Source organism: Acidovorax sp. SRB_24 (assembly GCF_012931925.1).
Genome location: NZ_MWOM01000027.1, coordinates 1 through 17,025 on the forward strand (window position 1 = coordinate 1; position 17,025 = coordinate 17,025).

General features: G+C 67.4%; 20 protein-coding genes. 17 read left to right on the forward strand and 3 right to left on the reverse strand.

What is annotated here, in order from left to right:
* The 10 genes from B2J89_RS11225 to B2J89_RS11270 all read left to right on the forward strand — a co-directional run.
* The coding region (locus B2J89_RS11225; protein WP_256368851.1) for a flagellin at nucleotides 1–171 on the forward strand (171 nt) is incomplete at its 5' end.
* A gap of 230 nt (nucleotides 172–401) precedes the next feature.
* Complete coding sequence (motA, locus tag B2J89_RS11230) at nucleotides 402–1,262, forward strand: flagellar motor stator protein MotA (RefSeq protein WP_169169169.1); 861 nt, start codon at nucleotides 402–404, stop codon at nucleotides 1,260–1,262.
* A gap of 27 nt (nucleotides 1,263–1,289) precedes the next feature.
* Nucleotides 1,290–2,222 (forward strand): flagellar motor protein MotB, encoded by a 933-nt coding sequence (motB, locus tag B2J89_RS11235; protein ID WP_169169170.1) that lies wholly within the window; start codon nucleotides 1,290–1,292, stop codon nucleotides 2,220–2,222.
* 72 nt (nucleotides 2,223–2,294) lie between these two features.
* The gene (cheY, locus tag B2J89_RS11240; protein WP_169169171.1) at nucleotides 2,295–2,681 is read left to right on the forward strand and encodes a chemotaxis response regulator CheY; all 387 of its coding nucleotides are present in this window, start codon (nucleotides 2,295–2,297) and stop codon (nucleotides 2,679–2,681) included.
* A gap of 6 nt (nucleotides 2,682–2,687) precedes the next feature.
* Nucleotides 2,688–3,311: a protein phosphatase CheZ gene (locus tag B2J89_RS11245; RefSeq protein WP_169169172.1), complete on the forward strand. Its 624-nt coding sequence runs from the start codon at nucleotides 2,688–2,690 to the stop codon at nucleotides 3,309–3,311.
* 125 nt (nucleotides 3,312–3,436) lie between these two features.
* The gene (locus B2J89_RS11250; protein ID WP_169169173.1) at nucleotides 3,437–4,591 is read left to right on the forward strand and encodes a flagellar biosynthesis protein FlhB; all 1,155 of its coding nucleotides are present in this window, start codon (nucleotides 3,437–3,439) and stop codon (nucleotides 4,589–4,591) included.
* Nucleotides 4,588–6,669, forward strand: a complete 2,082-nt coding sequence (flhA, locus tag B2J89_RS11255; RefSeq protein WP_169169174.1) for a flagellar biosynthesis protein FlhA — start codon at nucleotides 4,588–4,590, stop codon at nucleotides 6,667–6,669. Before B2J89_RS11250 ends, flhA begins: the two co-directional genes overlap by 4 nt.
* Complete coding sequence (gene flhF, locus B2J89_RS11260; RefSeq protein WP_169169175.1) at nucleotides 6,666–8,180, forward strand: flagellar biosynthesis protein FlhF; 1,515 nt, start codon at nucleotides 6,666–6,668, stop codon at nucleotides 8,178–8,180. The genes flhA and flhF overlap by 4 nt, the downstream gene beginning before the upstream one ends.
* Nucleotides 8,173–8,976 (forward strand): hypothetical protein, encoded by an 804-nt coding sequence (locus tag B2J89_RS11265; protein ID WP_169169176.1) that lies wholly within the window; start codon nucleotides 8,173–8,175, stop codon nucleotides 8,974–8,976. The genes flhF and B2J89_RS11265 overlap by 8 nt, the downstream gene beginning before the upstream one ends.
* A 4-nt stretch (nucleotides 8,977–8,980) precedes the next feature.
* A complete protein-coding gene (locus tag B2J89_RS11270) occupies nucleotides 8,981–9,703 on the forward strand; it encodes an RNA polymerase sigma factor FliA (RefSeq protein WP_169169177.1) in 723 nt (240 codons plus the stop codon).
* A gap of 52 nt (nucleotides 9,704–9,755) precedes the next feature.
* On the opposite strand, the gene B2J89_RS11275 is transcribed toward B2J89_RS11270, so the two are convergent.
* The 3 genes from B2J89_RS11275 to flgA form a co-directional block, all read right to left on the reverse strand.
* Entirely contained in the window at nucleotides 9,756–10,124 is a 369-nt protein-coding gene (locus tag B2J89_RS11275; RefSeq protein ID WP_169169178.1) for a hypothetical protein, read from the reverse strand.
* 39 nt (nucleotides 10,125–10,163) lie between these two features.
* Entirely contained in the window at nucleotides 10,164–10,484 is a 321-nt protein-coding gene (flgM, locus tag B2J89_RS11280) for a flagellar biosynthesis anti-sigma factor FlgM (protein WP_169169179.1), read from the reverse strand.
* Between the two features lie 92 nt (nucleotides 10,485–10,576).
* A complete protein-coding gene (flgA, locus tag B2J89_RS11285) occupies nucleotides 10,577–11,320 on the reverse strand; it encodes a flagellar basal body P-ring formation chaperone FlgA (protein ID WP_169169180.1) in 744 nt (247 codons plus the stop codon).
* A gap of 220 nt (nucleotides 11,321–11,540) precedes the next feature.
* Between flgA and flgB the strand changes: the two genes are divergently transcribed.
* The 7 genes from flgB to B2J89_RS11320 are packed head-to-tail and all read left to right on the forward strand — an operon-like array spanning nucleotide 11,541 to nucleotide 16,781.
* Nucleotides 11,541–11,960: a flagellar basal body rod protein FlgB gene (gene flgB / locus B2J89_RS11290; protein ID WP_169169181.1), complete on the forward strand. Its 420-nt coding sequence runs from the start codon at nucleotides 11,541–11,543 to the stop codon at nucleotides 11,958–11,960.
* A 25-nt stretch (nucleotides 11,961–11,985) separates the two neighbouring features.
* Nucleotides 11,986–12,390, forward strand: a complete 405-nt coding sequence (gene flgC / locus B2J89_RS11295) for a flagellar basal body rod protein FlgC (protein WP_169169182.1) — start codon at nucleotides 11,986–11,988, stop codon at nucleotides 12,388–12,390.
* 27 nt (nucleotides 12,391–12,417) lie between these two features.
* Nucleotides 12,418–13,089: a flagellar hook assembly protein FlgD gene (locus tag B2J89_RS11300; protein ID WP_169169183.1), complete on the forward strand. Its 672-nt coding sequence runs from the start codon at nucleotides 12,418–12,420 to the stop codon at nucleotides 13,087–13,089.
* Nucleotides 13,090–13,145: 56 nt separating this feature from the next.
* The gene (gene flgE, locus B2J89_RS11305) at nucleotides 13,146–14,411 is read left to right on the forward strand and encodes a flagellar hook protein FlgE (protein ID WP_169169184.1); all 1,266 of its coding nucleotides are present in this window, start codon (nucleotides 13,146–13,148) and stop codon (nucleotides 14,409–14,411) included.
* 46 nt (nucleotides 14,412–14,457) lie between these two features.
* The gene (locus tag B2J89_RS11310; RefSeq protein WP_169169185.1) at nucleotides 14,458–15,198 is read left to right on the forward strand and encodes a flagellar basal body rod protein FlgF; all 741 of its coding nucleotides are present in this window, start codon (nucleotides 14,458–14,460) and stop codon (nucleotides 15,196–15,198) included.
* Nucleotides 15,199–15,240: 42 nt separating this feature from the next.
* Nucleotides 15,241–16,023, forward strand: coding sequence for a flagellar basal-body rod protein FlgG (gene flgG, locus B2J89_RS11315; protein ID WP_169169186.1), 783 nt, complete (start codon nucleotides 15,241–15,243; stop codon nucleotides 16,021–16,023).
* A gap of 41 nt (nucleotides 16,024–16,064) precedes the next feature.
* Nucleotides 16,065–16,781, forward strand: coding sequence for a flagellar basal body L-ring protein FlgH (locus tag B2J89_RS11320; protein WP_169169187.1), 717 nt, complete (start codon nucleotides 16,065–16,067; stop codon nucleotides 16,779–16,781).
* The last annotated feature ends 244 nt before the right edge of the window (nucleotides 16,782–17,025 follow it).

Genomic DNA, 17,025 nt, shown 5'->3' on the forward strand with positions numbered 1-17,025 from the left:
CTGAATACCTCTTCCGAGAACATGTCGGCCGCGCGCAGCCGCATCCTGGACGCCGACTTCGCGCAAGAAACCGCCAATCTGTCGCGCGCCCAGATCCTGCAGCAGGCCGGCACGGCGATGGTGGCCCAGGCCAACCAGATACCGCAGGGCGTGCTGGCGCTGCTGAAGTAAACGCTTCGCCCCAGGCAGCACACCCAGCGGCTGATACGCGGTATGAATTCAGGAGCTGTCAGCGCTTACTGCATAAGCGCCAGAGGCCGATTTGACCTTTATTGCTCATGGCGCACTGAAAGTGCCGTAGGGCACGGCGGCGGCTGGCGCGCTGCAGCAATCCGATACATTTAGCGGTTTGCGGGGAGTGCCCGCGCCTTCTATTCCAGGCCGTTCACCACGTCTTCAGCATGCTCGTCATCATTGGTTACATCGTCTGCCTCGGCTGCATCTTCGGCATGTATGTGCTGCACGGCGGCAACATTGCCGTGATCCTGAAGGCGCTGCCCTTCGAGCTGGTCACCATTCTGGGCGGCGCGCTGGGGGCCTTCGTGGTCAACAACCAGCCCAAGGTGCTCAAGGCCACGCTGAAAGCCATGCCCATGGCACTCAAGGGATCGAAGTACACCAAGACACGCTTCATGGAGCTGATGGCGATGCTCTATGACATCCTGCAAAAGGCCCGCAAAGAGGGGTTGATGGCGATCGAGAAGGACGTGGAAGAGCCGCACGAGTCGGAAATCTTCAAAAAATACCCCACGGTGGGCTCGGACGACCATGTGATCGAGTTCATGACCGACTACCTGCGCATGATGGTGTCGGGCAACCTGAATGCACACGAGATCGAGTCGCTGATGGACAGCGAGATCGAAACCCACCACCACGAGGCGCACGCGCCCGTGGCGGCGCTGGCGCGGCTGGCGGGCGCGCTGCCCGCCTTCGGCATCATTGCCGCCGTGCTGGGGGTGGTGAACACCATGGGCTCCGTGGGCCAGCCGCCGTCGGTGCTGGGCGGCATGATCGGCTCGGCGCTGGTGGGCACCTTTTTGGGCATCTTGCTGGCCTACGGCATCGTCGAGCCGCTGGGCGGCCTGGTCGAGCAAAAGACCGAGGACGCGGCCAAAGAGCTGCAGTGCATCAAGACCACGCTGCTGGCCAGCATGCAAGGCTACAACCCGGCTACGGCCATCGAATTCGGCCGCAAGGTGCTCTTCTCGGCCGACCGGCCGAGCTTCGTCGAACTCGAAAGCCACGTGCGCGGCAAGAAGTAAGCGCTCCGATCCGCACCGTTTCGCACCATGGCCGAGAAAAAGCTCCAGCCCATCATCGTCAAGCGCGTCAAGAAGGGACGTCACGCCCCGCATGGCGGCGCCTGGAAGATTGCCTATGCCGACTTTGTGACGGCAATGATGGCCTTCTTTCTGCTGATGTGGCTGCTGGGCTCGACCGCAAAAGGCGAGCTGCAAGGCATTGCCGACTATTTCAATGCGCCGCTGCAGGTGGCCATGACGGGCGGCAACGGCGCGGGCAACAGTTCGAGCGTGATTCCGGGCGGCGGCAACGACCTGAGCAAGGTGCACGGCCAGGTGCGGCGCTCGGACTCGGACGTGGACAAGCAAAGGCGCATGAACCCGGACACGGCGCGCGCCGAAATGGCGCGCCAGGACGCGGCGCGCATCAAAACGCTGCGCAGCAGGATCGAAACGATCATCACGCAGACCCCGCGCCTGAACGAATACCGCTCGCAGATCCGCATCGATGTGACGCCCGACGGCTTGCAGATCCAGATCGTGGACGAGCAGAACCGGCCCATGTTCGACAGCGGCAGCGCGTTGGTCAAACCCTATATGCGCGACATCCTGCGCGAGATTGGTGCGGCGCTGGGCGGGGTCGAAAACCGCATCAGCCTGGCGGGCCACACCGACGCCGCGCCTTATGGCAATGGCGAGCGCGGCTACAGCAACTGGGAGCTGTCGGCCGACCGCGCCAACGCCTCGCGCCGCGAGCTGGTGGCCGCCGGCATGCCCGACGCCAAGCTGGGCCGCGTCGTGGGCCTGGCCGCCAGCCATCTGCTGGAGCCCGACACCCCGCGCGCACCGGTCAACCGGCGCATCACGATCACGGTTTTGACGCGCGAGGCGGAAGAAAGATTGCTGGGCCAGGCGCCCCCCATCGCCCCCACGGCACAATTGCCCGCTGAAAAGCCGGACAATCCTCCCTCCGGGAGCTAAAAGTAACCACTTGTCACAACCGCGGCACCCCATGACAATGCACACCGTAATTTTCGACCGAAAGGGTCCCACGTGGCCACAGCCCTTCGCTTTCTGATCGTTGACGACTTCTCCACGATGCGGCGCATCGTGCGCAACCTGCTCAAGGAAAGCGGTTTCGCCGACGCCGATGAGGCAGAAGACGGCGTCGTCGCCCTGCACAAGCTGCGCAACAGCAAGTTCGACTTCGTCGTGACCGACATCAACATGCCCAACATGAACGGTTTCCAGTTGCTGACCGAAATCAAGGGCGATGAAAAACTCAAGCACCTGCCCGTGCTCATGGTGACCGCCGAAGCGCGCAAGGAAGACATCGTGGCCGCAGCCCAGGGCGGCGCGGCAGGCTACATCGTCAAGCCGTTCACCAAGGCCACCTTGGAAGAAAAAGTCACCTTGATCATCAAGAAGCTGGGCTTGTAGAACGCCATGGACGCCAGCCTCTCCCCTCCCGCGCCCGACCCGATCGATGTGCACCAGAAGATCGGGATCCTGACGCGCCAGCTGCACGACACCCTCAACGAGCTGGGCTACACCGACCAGCTGCGCGGCACCATGGGCGAGCTGCCCGATGCCCAGAGCCGGCTGTCGTACATCGCCCGGCTCACGGGCGAAGCCGCCGAAAAGGTGCTGGGCCGTGTCGAGCAGGCCAAGGTGCAACACGACCACCTCGCCGCGGAGACGCGCCGCGTCACGACGGCCTTGGTGCAAGACCCCGTAAGAGCCGTGGCCTCGGGCGAAATCATGAATTTTCTCAGCGATGTGGGGCAGGTGGCCAAGGCCACCGACGAGCACCTGACCGAAATCATGATGGCGCAGGACTTCCACGACCTCACGGGCCAGGTGATCGCCCGCGTGGTGACGCTGGCCGCCACCATCGAGCAGCAACTGGTGCAGCTGGTGATCCAGACCGCGCCCACGCCCGTCGCTGCGGCACCGGCGGAAGCGCCGCGCGCGCACCTGGCGGGCCCCGTGGTCAACCCCGAAAAAACGGCGGACGTGGTCACCGACCAGTCGCAGGTGGACGACCTGCTGGCCAGCCTCGGGTTTTAAAATCGCACAGGCTGCAGACGGGGCGCGCGTTTTGGTTTTGAATAGGCGCCCCGCAGGCCCTCTTATCGGGCTTTAGATTCACAGGTGGCTCGGGACAATGGCACGACAGAAGACGTCGCGCCCCCATGCAATCGAGCCAAGATAAAAACCTCCCCGCCACCGAGCGCAAGCTCCAGAAGGCCCGCACCGACGGCCAGGCGGCGCGCTCGCGCGACCTCTCGCACCTGGCGATTCTGGGCACGGGCGCGGCCTGCATGCTGGTGCTGGCACCGGCCCTGCTGGAGCACCTGCAGCGGGCCATGGGCCAGCAGCTGGTGTTCGACGCCACCACCGTGCGCTCGCCAGGCGCCATGCTCACGCGGCTGCAGAGCATGGCCGTGCTGGGCCTGCTGGCCAGCGCGCTGTTTGCGTTTCTCACCGGCACGGCGGCGCTGGTGAGCGCCATTGGCGCGGGCGGCTGGGTGTGGAGCTTCAAGCCGATCACGCCACAGTTCAACCGCCTCAATCCGCTCGCGGGGGCGGCCAATCTCTTTTCCAAGCAGCAGATGGCCAATGTGGCCAAGATGGTGCTGATGACCGGCGTGCTCTCCGCCGTCGCCTGGAATTACCTGGGCAGCAGCCTGGACCAGGTCGCCATGCTGGTGCTGCAACCCTCGCCCCTGGCCATTCGCCAGGTGGCCGGCTGGCTGACCTCGGGCATGGCCTTGCTGTTGCTGGTGGTATTTCTGGTGGCGCTGGTCGACGTGCCGCTGCAGGCGTTCTTCTTCAAGTCGCGCCTCAAGATGAGCCACGAGGAAGTCAAGCAGGAGCACAAGGAATCCGACGGCAACCCGCAGACCAAGGGCCGCATGCGCCAGCGCCAGCGCGAGATTGCCGATGGCGCCAGCGTCACGGCCGTTCCCAAGGCCGACTTCGTGGTCATGAACCCGACCCACTACGCCGTGGCCCTGCGCTATGACGACCAGTCCATGGGCGCGCCGCAGGTGGTCTCCAAGGGCACGGACCTGATCGCCATGAAGATCCGCGAGCTCGCGACCGCGCACGGCGTGCCCGTGCTGCAGTCGCCGATGCTGGCGCGCGCGCTGTACGCGCACGCCGAACTCGACCAACCGATTCCCGCCACGCTCTACACCGCCGTGGCGCAGGTGCTGGCCTATGTCTACCGCCTGAAGGCCGCCCTGCGCGGAGAGGGCCGCATGCCCGACACGCTGGCCGATCCCTATGTCCCCCCCGAGCTGGACCCGCACCACAAGCCAGCGCACCGAGACACGCCGCCATGAATTTCTCGTTGAACTCTGCCCGCCGCTTCGCGGGCACCCACGCCGCCGCGGTGCAGGGCCTGTCGGCGCCGCTGCTGGTGGTGGCCATCCTGGCACTGATGGTGCTGCCGATCCCCACCTGGCTGCTCGATACTTTTTTCACCATCAACATCGCCGTGGCGCTGATGGTGATGATGGTGGCGGCCTACATGCTCAAACCGCTGGACTTTGCCGCCTTCCCGTCGGTGCTGCTGCTGAGCACGCTGATGCGCCTGTCGCTCAACGTGGCCTCGACCCGGGTCGTGCTGCTCGAAGGCCACACCGGCCCGGGCGCGGCCGGTGCGGTGATCGAGGCCTTTGGCCACTTCCTGATCGGCGGCAATTTCGCGGTGGGCCTGATCGTGTTTGCCATCCTGGTGGTGATCAACTTCATCGTGATCACCAAAGGCGCGGAGCGCATTGCCGAAGTGTCGGCGCGCTTCACGCTCGACGCCATGCCCGGCAAGCAGATGGCGGTGGACGCCGACCTGAACGCGGGCCTGATCGACGAGAAAGAAGCCAAGCGCCGGCGCGCCGAGGTGGCCGAAGAAGCCAACTTCTTCGGCTCGATGGACGGCGCCTCCAAATTCGTGCGCGGCGATGCGGTGGCGGGCATGCTGATCCTTGTCATCAACATCGTCGGCGGTTTTGCCATCGGCATGCTGCAGCACGGCCTGTCGGCCGGCAAGGCGGCCGACACCTACATCCTGATGGCCGTGGGTGACGCGCTGGTGGCGCAGATTCCGGGCCTGCTGATCTCGGTCGCGGCGGCCATGGTGATCTCGCGCGTCGGCAAGGACTCGGACATGGGGCAGCAGATCGTGCACCAGCTGTTCACCTCGCCGCGCGTGCTCGGCATCACGGCGGGCATCCTGATCCTGCTGGGCGTGATCCCGGGCATGCCGCATGTGGTGTTTCTGGCCGTCGGCTCGCTGCTCGCCTACACCGCCTGGTCGCTCGCGCAGCGCCAGAAAGCACCTGCCGAAGTGGAGGCGCCGATGGCCCCCGTGGGCGACGGCGAAGCCACTTGGGACGACCTGCAGCCCGTGGACCTTCTGGGCCTGGAGCTGGGCTACCGCCTGATTGCGCTGGTCGACAAAACGCGCCAGGGCGACCTGCTCACGCGCATCAAGGGCGTGCGGCGCAAGTTCGCGCAGGAGGTCGGCTTTCTGCCGCCGCCGGTGCACGTGCGCGACAACCTCGAACTCAAGCCCAGCGCCTACCGCATCACGCTGCGCGGCGTGGTCGTGGGCGAGGGCGAGGCCTTTCCCGGCATGCACCTGGCGATCAATCCCGGGGGCATCACCACGCCGCTGATCGGCACGCCCACCACCGACCCGGCCTTCGGTCTGCCCGCGCACTGGATCGACGAACGCCAGAAGGAAGCGGCGCAAATGGCGGGCTTTACCGTGGTTGATTCGGAAACCGTGATGGCGACCCATTTGTCACACTTGATGCAAGTCCAAGCCGCCAAGCTGCTCAGCCGCACAGAGACCCAACAACTGGTGGAGCACGTGGCCAAGCTGGCCCCCAAACTGATTGAAGAAGTGGTTCCGAAAATGGTGTCGATCGCAACGTTCCAGAAAGTGCTGCAGCTGCTGCTGGAGGAGTCGGTGCACATCCGCGACATCCGCACCATCATCGAAACCCTGGCCGAGCATGCCGTGAGCATCACCGACCCGGTGGAGCTGGCGCGGCGCGTGCGCATTGCGCTGTCGCCGGCCATCGTGCAGCAGATCTATGGCCCGACGCGCGAGCTCAACGTGATCGCCATCGAGCCCGGCCTGGAGCGCCTGCTGGTGCAGGCCCTGGGCAATGCCGCGGGGCCGGCGCTCGACCCCGGCGTGGCCGACATCCTTACGCAGAAAGCCGCCGAGGTGGCCATGAAACAGGAAGAGATCGGCCTGCCGGCCTGCCTGCTGGTGCCCGACCAGATCCGCGGCGCCATCGCCCGCCTGGTGCGCCGCGTGGCCCCGCGCCTGCAGGTGCTGGCGCACAGTGAAATTCCCGAAACCCACACGATCCGCATCGGGCCCATCCTCAAAGGAGCCTCGGCATGAACTTCAAACGCTTTCACGCAGCGACCGCCCGCGAGGCGCTGGCCAAGGCCCGCATGGCCTTTGGCGAGGGCACGCTCATCCTGTCCAACCGCCCCACCGCCACCGGCGTCGAGGTCGTGGCCACGGCCGAAGATGCGCTCAGCGCCCTGGATTCGCCCGAGGCGGCGAGCCCCGTGGCACGCCGCGCCCAAGAGCGCAGCGCGCAGCCCGAAGCGCGCGAGATGCAGCCGCGCCCGGCGCCCTTGCGCAACCCGGTGCAGGAAGACACAGAGAAGCTGGCCATGAGCACCCTGTCGTTCCAGGACTATGTGCGCGAGCGCATGCTGCGCCGCCGCCACGAAGCCCTGCAAGGCAGCGCCGCCCAGCCCGTCGCAGCCGCGCCTGCGGCGGCATTCCAGTCCCCGTCCTTCACCCACGAAGCCAGTGTCATGCAAGCGCCGCCGCCGGTGGCGCGCCACAACCCGCTGCGTCCGGCGCCCGCCCCCAGCCCGGCCTTCATGGCCGAGCCCGCTCCCCGGCCCCGCCGCGAACCCGCCCCCGTGGCGATGGCGCCCAGCATGAACCCGCACGGGCTGCTGCAAGAGCTGCAGTCGATGAAGGACCTCATCGAGGACCGGTTCAACACCCTGTCCTGGCTGGGCCAGGCGCGCCAGAACCCGATCCAGTCCAACCTGATGCTCAAGATGATCCGCGCGGGCTACTCGCCTGCGCTGGCGCGCGCCGTGCTGGAGCGCCTGCCCGATGAGCTCGACGCCAGCGAATCGGTGCGCTGGCTCATGGAGGTGCTCGAGCGCAACCTCAAGACCGATGCCGGCGCCCGCCCGCTGTACCAGGAAGGCGGCATCTACGCCCTGGTGGGCTCGACCGGCGTGGGCAAGACTACGACCACCGCCAAGCTGGCCGCCATGTGCGCGCGCATCCACGGCCCCGCCAGCGTGGGCCTGATCACGCTCGACACCTACCGCGTGGGCGCCCACGAACAGCTGCGCGCCTATGGCCGCATGCTCGGCATCGTCGCGCACCTGGCGCACGACCGGGCCGCGCTGCAAGACCTGCTGGGCCTGCTCGGCGGCAAGAAGATGGTGCTCATCGACACCACGGGCGTGGCCCCGCGCGACCCGCGCAAGCGCGACATGCTCGATGTGCTGAACCTGCCCCACGTCAACCGGCTGCTGGTGCTCAACGCCGGCTGCCATGGCGACACGCTGGACGACACCCTGGCCGCTTTCAAGACCGATGGATCGCAGCAGGCCATCCTCTCGAAGGTGGACGAGGCGGTGAAGCTCGGCCCCTCGATCGACGCACTGATCCGCCACCAGATGGTGCTGCGCGGCGTGACCAATGGCCAGCGCGTGCCCGAGGACTGGGAAGCCGCCGACGCGCACAAGCTGGTGGGCACGTCAATGCGCGCCCCCGCGCGCTCGGCGTTCGACCCCAAGGCCAGCGACCTGAACTTCTTTTTCTCTCACACGCCCCAGCCGGTGCACGACAGAGGGCTGGTCGATGCTTGACATCGGCCTGCACCAAGGCACCAGCCTGCACAGCCACACGCCGCAGGCCGAGCTGCGCCTGGCGGTCGTCGCCAGCCAGGGCGGGAATGCGCATGCGCTGGAAACCCTGTGGCAGGTGTGCGCGCAGCTGCAGCGCCTGGGACACCCGGTGGTGGTGCTCGACGGCACGGCGCGGGAGAGTGACGACGCCCCCGGCCTGCAGCACCTGCTGGCCTGCGCCCCCTGGGGCGACGATGCCCTCCCCCACACTGGCATGGATGTCGGGTCGCTGGCCGTGCTGCCGGCGATGACCGGTCTGGACATGCTGGCGTTCGAGGCCCGCCCTCTGGATGCACCGCTGCGGGCGCTGCAGCCGCTGTTTCGCCAGTACGCCCTGGTGGTACTCCACGCGCCGGTCGGCACCCTGGCATCGCCGCTGCTGACAGGCACGGCGGTCACGCCGCTGCTCACCATGCAGGCCGGCCCGGCGGGCGTGGTGGACAGCTACCGCCAGCTCAAGCTCCTGGCGCTGCATGCCGGCCTGCCCGCCACCGTGGCCTGCCTGGTGCCCTCGCACGACAGCGACCTCCAGCGCCACGGCCATGACGCGGTGAACGCCGTGCGCCAGTGCGCAGCACGCCACCTGGGCCAGAGCGTCGCCACCACCGTGGTGCAGGCCGGCCACGCACCCGACATGCAGCGCCTGGCCTTGCATTTGCTGGAGAACGCGTGCACGCTCGGCGCCCCCGAGGACTGCGCCTGGCCGCAGGTCGCACCCGCGGCAGGCCACCCCCTCTTTTCTTTCCAGAGCCATTGAAGTGATGTACACCGCCAAAGGCCAGCTCGCACGCGATGCCGTGATCCGCCAGTATGTTCCGCTGGTTCGGCGCCTCGCGCACCACATGATCGCCAAGCTGCCGCCCAACGTCGAGCTGGACGACCTGATCCAGGTCGGCATGATCGGCCTGACCGAAGCGCTGTCGCGCTACGAGGTGGCGCAGGGCGTGCAGTTCGAGACCTTTGCCACGCAGCGCATCCGCGGCGCCATGCTCGACGAGCTGCGCGAGGGCGACTGGATGAGCCGCAGCTCGCGCAAGAGCCAGAAGGACATCGAAAAGGCCGTGCAGCGCCTGGAACAGAAACTCGGCCGCAGCCCGCTCGAGTCGGAGATCGCAGCGGAGCTGGGCATGGCGCTGCCGGACTACCAAAGCCTGCTGGGCAAGGTGCGCGGCACGCAGTTGGTGTACCTCGAAGACATGGCGCGCGGCCACGGCGAGGACGACGAGGGCTTCCTGGAGCGCCATGACACGGCCGACGACGCGGGCGACCCGATGGCACTGCTGCGCGACCAGCGCCTGCGCGCGTCCCTGGTCAAGGCCATCGAGGGCCTGCCCGAGCGCGAGCAGTACATCATGGGCATGTACTACGAGCAGGACATGAACCTCAAGGAAATCGCCGCGGTGCTGGGCGTGACGGAATCGCGCGTGTGCCAGCTGCACAGCCAGTCGATTGCGCGGCTGCGCGCCAAGATGCGCAGCCACTGAGGGCACCCCACTCCACCCAAGAAGCCGCCTTGCGGCCTGCGGCTGCTGGACTTCAGCTGGCCGAGCGGTAGATGCGGGCCCCCGCGCCCGAGACAGCGCGCACGCCCACGGCCTGGGCGTAGGTGGCGTCGTCGCGCACCGAGGGCAACACCACCGCCGCCTGGCGGTCCGTGGCGGCGGCCAGGCGCGCCAGGCCCTCGCGCTGCGCCGCCAGCTGTGCATGCACCTGCTGCACGCGCTGCGCCACCGCGGGCGACAACGCCTGCCTCTGCGTGCCGGCCAGAACCGCGGACAAGCCGGCGACGGCCGCGCGCAGATGGGCGCTGCTGCGCTCCAGCGCCAGCGCATCGTTCGCCAGAAGGCGGGACGACACGGCTTGCAGGGACTGCTCGACGTCGGTCAGGGCTTGTTCAAGGGACATGGCGAGGCCACAGAATCAAAAAAAACGCAGGCAGTCCGCTCAGGAGCGTGCGCGCGAGAGGATCTCCGTGGCATTGGCCAGCATCTTGTCAGCGACGGCCCCGGCATCGACCTTGAACGTGCCGCGCTCGATGGCCGCACGCACGGCCTTCACGCGGTCGGCGTCAAAGTCGCCCGCGGTGCGGCCGGTAGGTGCGAGCGCGGCCCGCGACAGGCTGACAGGCACACCGGCGGTGGCGGCCGCTGCGGCGGCGCCTGTGGCAAGCCCTGGGGCTGCGGGTGCAGCGGCCTTGGCCTGCTGCTTGGCAGAACCTGCCTGCACTGCCGCGCTGGGCAACTCCGGTGTTTGACCTATCTTCATCGCTCTCTCCACCACCCCGTGTGGTATGGGGCATCAGTAGCAATGTTTTCGACCTGTGGCCCGCGTACTTTAGCGTTTTATGCGTCTGCGGCTCAAAACTGGGCCGTGACTGTTCCATTTTCATCGACAGTACCGCTGACGATCTTGCCATTGCCCATGCGCACGCGCACAGTCTGGCCTGCGGCGCCGGCCACCAGGGCCTGGCCGCCACCGCTCACGGCGTAGCCCGGCCCTTCGGCCACCACACGCACCTGGGCCCCCGCCTGGAACAGGTGGGGCGCGCGCACCATCGACTGGCGCAGCGCCTGGCCGGCGTGCAAGGGGCGCGACGCCACCTGGCCCACCCACTGCGCGGGGTCGGCTACGACGCTGGCCGCCTCGGCGGCCCAGTCCACTTCGGTCTCGGTCGCGTCGGCCTCGGTCAGCACCTCGCCCGACGCCACGTTGCCGGTCAGCACCCAGGCCGGACCGAACGCCTTCACAGTCAGCGGCAGAAAGACATTCCAGCGCGTGCTCCCTTCGACACAGCGCAGCCCCAGCCGCGAGCGCCCCCACAGGCGGGCACCGGCCGGCAGGTAGGGCTCGATGCGCGCGCAGGGCGCCAGGCGCAGGCGCTCGTCGAGCGCGCCCACGCTGACCTCCATGCGCAGCATGCCCTGGGACTGCTGCTGCAGCGCCGCATCGAGCCACTGCTGCGTGGCCTGGCCCAGGTCGGCCGGCGCCTGCGCATTGGCTGCCGCCACCGCGCACCCCAGGGACAGCACAACGAACGCCGTGCGCACGCGCTGCGCAATGCGCGGGGCGGGGTTGTCGGCTAAGGCAAGGGGAGCGGGCATGGCGGGGCCTCCAGGAAATCCACGGACGCCTGCGCACAGCGCGCAGGCTCTTTCACCGCTGCAAATATAGGCAAGCGCACGCCGTGGCGATGCCCCGAACTGCGCAGCGATCCCCGCGCTCTTTCCCCTTTAGAGAAAACCCGGCGTTTCCATAATTGCCCCACGCCGGACACCGCCCTATAGCGTGGGTCCCTTCTGCCACCTTCCCGCAAGGCCCGACATGCTCGACAAGATGACCCAAAAGCTGGACTTCCACGGCAGCGCGCTGCTCGTGCGCGCCGAGCGCCAGCGGGCCATCGCCAGCAACATCGCCAACGCCGACACCCCCGGCTACGTGGCACGCGACGTGAACTTTGCCGCAGCCATGCGCGAGGCACACAGCGGTGCCAGCCCCGGGTCGCGTGGCGCTGCGGCGCCCACCCACGCCCACCACATGGCCCTGCCCACGGTGCGCCTGGGCGCAGCGGGCGAGGGCGCGCTGGGCTATGCCGTACAGACCCAGCCCAGCCTGGACAACAACACCGTCGACCTGGACCGCGAGCGCGCCAACTTCGTCGACAACGCCGTGCGCTACGAGGCCACGCTGCGCTTCATCAACGGCAACGCCAAAACCATGCTCAGCGCCATCCAGGGCCAGTGAGCCGTCTTAGAAAGCACCCCCTGCCATGTCGATGTTCTCGATCTTCAGCGTCTCGGGCAGCGCCGTCAGCGCGCAGTCGCAGCGCCTCAACGTCGTCGCCAGCAACCTGGCCAACGTCGATGCCGTGGCCGGCCCCGACGGCCAGGCCTACAAGGCGCGCCAGGTCGTGTTCCAGACCGCGCCCATGGGCGCGGACAGCTCGGCGGGCGTGCGCGTCAAGGCCATTCAGGAGGACAACACTCCGGGCCGGCGCATCCACAACCCGAGCCACCCATCGGCCGATGCCGAGGGCTATGTCACGCATTCGAACGTCAACGCGGTCGAGGAGATGGTCAACATGATCTCGGCCTCGCGCTCATACCAGAACAACGTCGAGGTCATGAACACGGCCAAGTCGCTGCTGCTCAAGACCCTGCAAATGGGCCAATAAGCCCCCGACCGCCGAAAGAGCCCCGCCATGACCGCACCCATCTCATCGACCGATTACACCGCGGGCGCCAACGCCGCCAGCGCCGCCGGCCCGCGCGACGTCAACGCCAACGACCCGGCCAGTGCCCAGGACCGCTTCCTCAAGCTGCTCGTGGCCCAGCTCAACAACCAGGACCCGATGAACCCGCTGGACAATGCGCAGATGACCTCGCAAATCGCGCAGATCAACACCGTCACCGGCATCCAGCAGCTCAACGAAACCGTCAAGGGCCTGGTCGGCCAGTTTGCATCGCAGCAACTGGTGCAGGGCAGTGCCATGGTGGGCCGCCAGGTGCTGGTCGACGGTGACTCGCTGGCACTCAACACCGAAACCTCCAAGGGCTATGGCGCGCTGGACCTGACCGGCAGCGCCGCGAGCGTGCGCGTGCAGGTGCTCGACGCGGGCGGCAAGGAGGTCGGCATGGTCGACCTCGGCGCACTCAAGGAAGGGCGCTACAACTTCGAGTGGGATGGCACGGGGCACATGGACAGCGGGCCTCTGCGCTTCAAGGTGCTGGCCGCCAATGGAGAGGCCCCGGTCGCGGCCACCGCGCTCACGGTGGACCATGTCGCCGCCGTCAGCATGAGCAACGGCGCGTTGCAGCTCGAATTGGCGCGCGGCGGCTCGGCCAGTTACGGCGCCATCAAGTCCATCCTTTAATCGCACCGCAGCCCAATACCGGCAAGCGCAAGCAGCTATATCTTCAGGAGCACACCATGGGTTTTCAACAAGGTCTCTCGGGCTTGAACGCCGCCAGCAAGAACCTGGACGTGATCGGCCACAACATCGCCAACTCGGGCACCACCGGCTTCAAGGCCTCGCGCACCGAGTTTGCCGACGTGGTCGCCTCGACCATGGGTGCCGGCAGCGGCAAGAACGCCGGCATCGGCGTCGAAGTGGCGGCCGTGGCGCAGCAGTTCAGCCAGGGCAACCTTACGGTCACTGGCAACAGCCTGGACGTTGCCATCAACGGCAACGGCTTCTTCCGGCTGCAAATGCCCGACGGCTCGGCGGCCTACACCCGCGCTGGCAACTTCAAGATCGACAAGGCGGGCAGCGTGGTGACCAACGGCGGCGCGCAGGTGATGGGGTTCAAGGTCGATCCGGCCACCGGCGTGGGCACTTCGATGGCGACGCCGCTGTCGTTCCCGACCGGCGCCCCCATCCAGGCCAAGCAGACCGGCAGCATCAAGGCGACGCTGAATGTGGATGCGCGCGCCAATTTGGCCGCCGGCGTGGCGGCCGATCCCACCGCCACACCCCCGGTGGCCGCCGTGGCGGCCACGCCGCGCTCGACCTATGGCACTTCGATCAACGTCTACGACAGCCAGGGCGTTGCCACCCCGGTGAACCTGTATTTCGAAAAGAGCGGCTCTAATGAATGGAAGGTTTTTGACACGCTCGACCCCGCTGTGACCACGGAAGTGGGCACGCTCACGTTCAATGAAAAGGGCGAGATCGTTCCGCCTGCGAAGCTGAGCCTGACCGTCACGCCCAGCTCCAACCCCAACGCTGGCGCTGCCCCACCGGCGGTGGCGCCCTTCCCGGTCGACATCGACCTCTCCAACGTCACGCAGTTCGGCAGCAAGTTCGCCGTCGCCGACCTGACGCAAGACGGCTACGCCTCGGGCGAACTGACCAGCATCAACATCTCCAACGACGGCATGGTCATGGCCAGCTACTCCAACGGCGTGACGCGCGCCGAGGCGCAGGTGGCGCTGGCCAACTTCCGCAACCCCCAGGGCCTGCTGGCCGTGGGTGGCAACAACTGGGTGGAGTCGTTCGAATCGGGCCCCTCGGTGCTGGGCAAGCCGGGCGACGGCACGTTTGGCGGGCTGCGCTCGGGCGCCCTCGAAGAGTCGAACGTCGACCTCACGGCCGAGCTGGTCAACATGATGACCGCGCAGCGCGCCTACCAGGCCAACGCCCAGACGATCAAGACGCAGGACCAGGTGCTCTCGACCATGGTCAACCTGCGCTGACCGCCCGCTTGATTTTCTGACCCCCTGAACGCACGGAGCCACCGCCATGGACCGCATCATCTACACCTCCATGACCGGCGCCAACGCGGCCGCGCACCGGCAGGCGGTGCTGGCCAACAACCTGGCCAATGCGTCGACCAACGGCTTTCGCGCCGAGATGTCGACGTTCCGCTCGGTGCCCATCCAGGGCGAGGGCTCGACCACGCGCGTGTTTGCGCTCGAAGCGACGTCCGGCCACTCGGAAGCTTCGGGCCCGGTGCAGCGCACCGGCCGCAGCCTCGACGCCATGGCGATGGGCAATGCCTGGTTTGGCGTGCAGGGCCTCGACGGCACCGAGGCCTACACGCGCAACGGCAGCTTCGAGGTCGCGCAGGACGGCCAGCTGCGCACCGGCACCGGCCTGGCCGTGCTCTCGGACGGCGGCGCGCCGATCGACGTGCCCCCGGGCGCCGACCTCTCGCTGGGCTCGGACGGCACACTGACCGCCAAGACCGCAGGCCAGCCGCCGACCGTGCTCGGGCGCCTCAAGCTCGCCGCGCCCACGGCCGACGATCCGCTGCGCCGCGGCGACGACGGGCTGTTCCGGACCGCCTCGGGCGAGCCGCTGCCCCAGGACGCCAACGCGCGCCTGCTGGCCGGCGCGGTCGAGGGCTCGAACGTGAACGCGGTCGAGAGCATGGTCGGCATGATCGCCGCCGCGCGCCAGTTCGAGCAGCAGATGAAGCTGCTGCAAACCGCAGAAACCAACGACAAATCGGCCAGCCAGCTGCTCAGCCTCAACGGCTGAACCTGAGCACGCACTCACCCTGAACGCACACGAGGAAACACCATGATCAATTCGCTCTGGATCTCCAAGACCGGCATGGAAGCCCAGCAAACCCAGCTGGACGTCATCTCGCACAACCTGGCCAACGTCTCCACGACGGGCTACAAGCGCGCCAACGCGGTGTTCGAAGACCTGATCTACCAGAACCTGCGCCAGGTCGGCTCGCAAACCACCGAGCAAAGCCAGCTGCCCACCGGCCTGCACCTGGGCCTGGGCGTGCGCACCGTGGCCACCAGCCGCAACTTCATGCAGGGCAGCCTGCAGCAGTCGAACAACAACCTCGATGTCGCCATCAAGGGCAACGGCTTCTTCGAGGTCACGCAGCCCGACGGCACCATTGGCTACACGCGCGACGGCTCGTTCCAGGTCGACGCGCAAGGCCGCCTGGTCACGTCGAGCGGCCTGCCGGTGGGCGGTGGCATCACCATCCCGCCCAATGCCACGGGCGTGAGCATCAGCGCCGACGGCGCCGTCTCGGCCCTGCTGCCCGGCAACCCCGCGCCGCAGCCCATGGGCAACCTGGCCATGGCGACCTTCATCAACCCGGCGGGCCTGGAGCCGCGCGGTCAGAACCTCTATGTCGAGACCGCCGCCTCGGGCCAGCCCACGGGCGGCACGCCGGGCACCAACGGCCTGGGCACGGTGCTGCAGGGCTACCTGGAAACCTCGAACGTCAACGTGGTGCAGGAGCTGGTGACCATGATCCAGACCCAGCGCGCCTACGAGATGAATTCCAAGGCCATCCAGACCTCGGACCAGATGCTGGCGAAGCTGGCCCAGCTGTAACCGCGCGCTTCAACGCACCCACCGCACCCAGGAATTTCGCCATGCGCTCGCCCCTGTCCTCCTTCCGTCTCGACCTGCCCGGGCACGCGGCCGCCTGGAGCGCCGGCCTGGTGCTGCTGTGCAGCGGCTGCGCCCCGCTGTCGCCGCCGCCGCCGGTGGACCTGCTGCCCACTGCGCCGCCGCCCATCGCCGCGGCACCGCCCATGGTCGGCCCGGCCACGGGCAGCCTGTTCCGCAGCGCCAGCTACCGCCCCGTGTTCGAGGACCGGCGCGCGCGCATGGTGGGCGACAGCGTCACGATCCAGATCGTCGAGCGCGTCACGGCCAGCCAGACCTCGTCGTCGACGATCGACCGCAAATCGGGCATCAAGGCCGGCATCACCGCGCTGCCGTTCATGAACAACAAGGTGCTGGGCGACAAGACCCAGGTCGGCGCGGGCACGGAAAACAACTTCTCGGGCAAGGGCGGCACCGAGAGCGCCAACACCTTCACGGGCTCGATCACGGCCACGGTGATCGAGGTGCTGCCCAACGGCCACCTGGTGGTGGCGGGCGAGAAGCAGATCGGCGTGAACGACAACGTCGACGTGCTACGCTTTTCGGGCACGGTGGACCCGCGCGCGCTGCAGCCGGGCAGCATCGTGAGCTCCACGCAGGTGGCCAACGTGCGCGTGCAGTCGCGCGGGCGCGGGGCGCAGAGTGAGGTCCAGGCCATGGGCTGGCTGGGGCGCGCGTTCAACGCGGTTTCGCCGTTTTGAATTTTTGCGCTTGCTCTTTAAAACATAGCGTTCAGCGCTGGTATTTATTGGGCTAGAGGCACTTTTCATTGGTTTTTTATTAATTGGGTTGTGCCGCGGGCAGGGGTTTGGTTTAGAGCGCGCTTTTTGCGGAGGCTGCTGGCTGGGATGTGCGCCCGGCGGCGCAGTAACTTTCTCTTGATCGCCAAGAGAAAGTCACCAAAGAGAAGGCGACCCGAAGTCTGCGACCCCAGCGCTGCGCGCT

What these genes read in the sequence shown, in the direction of transcription:
- B2J89_RS11300 (WP_169169183.1), top strand. Translation starts at nt 12,418, where the DNA reads ATGACCGCACCCATCTCATCGACCGATTACACCGCGGGCGCCAACGCC.
- B2J89_RS11250 (WP_169169173.1), top strand. Translation starts at nt 3,437, where the DNA reads ATGCAATCGAGCCAAGATAAAAACCTCCCCGCCACCGAGCGCAAGCTC.
- B2J89_RS11320 (WP_169169187.1), top strand. Translation starts at nt 16,065, where the DNA reads ATGCGCTCGCCCCTGTCCTCCTTCCGTCTCGACCTGCCCGGGCACGCG.
- B2J89_RS11275 (WP_169169178.1), bottom strand. Translation starts at nt 10,124, where the DNA reads ATGTCCCTTGAACAAGCCCTGACCGACGTCGAGCAGTCCCTGCAAGCC.
- flgC (WP_169169182.1), top strand. Translation starts at nt 11,986, where the DNA reads ATGTCGATGTTCTCGATCTTCAGCGTCTCGGGCAGCGCCGTCAGCGCG.
- motB (WP_169169170.1), top strand. Translation starts at nt 1,290, where the DNA reads ATGGCCGAGAAAAAGCTCCAGCCCATCATCGTCAAGCGCGTCAAGAAG.
- flgM (WP_169169179.1), bottom strand. Translation starts at nt 10,484, where the DNA reads ATGAAGATAGGTCAAACACCGGAGTTGCCCAGCGCGGCAGTGCAGGCA.
- B2J89_RS11270 (WP_169169177.1), top strand. Translation starts at nt 8,981, where the DNA reads ATGTACACCGCCAAAGGCCAGCTCGCACGCGATGCCGTGATCCGCCAG.
- motA (WP_169169169.1), top strand. Translation starts at nt 402, where the DNA reads ATGCTCGTCATCATTGGTTACATCGTCTGCCTCGGCTGCATCTTCGGC.
- flhF (WP_169169175.1), top strand. Translation starts at nt 6,666, where the DNA reads ATGAACTTCAAACGCTTTCACGCAGCGACCGCCCGCGAGGCGCTGGCC.
- flgE (WP_169169184.1), top strand. Translation starts at nt 13,146, where the DNA reads ATGGGTTTTCAACAAGGTCTCTCGGGCTTGAACGCCGCCAGCAAGAAC.
- B2J89_RS11310 (WP_169169185.1), top strand. Translation starts at nt 14,458, where the DNA reads ATGGACCGCATCATCTACACCTCCATGACCGGCGCCAACGCGGCCGCG.
- flgB (WP_169169181.1), top strand. Translation starts at nt 11,541, where the DNA reads ATGCTCGACAAGATGACCCAAAAGCTGGACTTCCACGGCAGCGCGCTG.
- flgA (WP_169169180.1), bottom strand. Translation starts at nt 11,320, where the DNA reads ATGCCCGCTCCCCTTGCCTTAGCCGACAACCCCGCCCCGCGCATTGCG.
- flgG (WP_169169186.1), top strand. Translation starts at nt 15,241, where the DNA reads ATGATCAATTCGCTCTGGATCTCCAAGACCGGCATGGAAGCCCAGCAA.
- B2J89_RS11265 (WP_169169176.1), top strand. Translation starts at nt 8,173, where the DNA reads ATGCTTGACATCGGCCTGCACCAAGGCACCAGCCTGCACAGCCACACG.
- flhA (WP_169169174.1), top strand. Translation starts at nt 4,588, where the DNA reads ATGAATTTCTCGTTGAACTCTGCCCGCCGCTTCGCGGGCACCCACGCC.
- B2J89_RS11245 (WP_169169172.1), top strand. Translation starts at nt 2,688, where the DNA reads ATGGACGCCAGCCTCTCCCCTCCCGCGCCCGACCCGATCGATGTGCAC.